We start from the raw sequence: 231 nt of genomic DNA on the forward strand, positions 1-231 counted from the left end.
TCCTTGGGTTGCCGAGTGTGTCGAATTCTAGAAATTCTGGCCGTCGTCACGGGCGAATCGAGCCGCAACGGCGTGGGCTTCGCCTTCGACTCGTTCCCTCGGCATCGTGGTCGAGCCGGGCTCGGAATCGTACCGGCGCTCGCGTGCGTCACGGATGCCGAGCACCACCAGGAGGGCAAAGAGGCCGATGCCTGCGGCGATGAGAATGGCGGCGATGACAGGGTCCATGCG

Annotated in this window: 1 protein-coding gene; it reads right to left on the minus strand. The window is 64.5% G+C overall.

Annotation, left to right across the window (positions count from 1 at the left end):
• Positions 1–27 precede the first annotated feature (27 nt).
• The coding region (locus AAEY78_RS15175) for a hypothetical protein (RefSeq protein ID WP_352340359.1) at positions 28–231 on the minus strand (204 nt) is incomplete at its 5' end.

The sequence above is a fragment of the Psychrobacter sp. 16-MNA-CIBAN-0192 genome, assembly GCF_040309565.1.
GTDB lineage: Bacteria > Pseudomonadota > Gammaproteobacteria > Pseudomonadales > Moraxellaceae > Psychrobacter.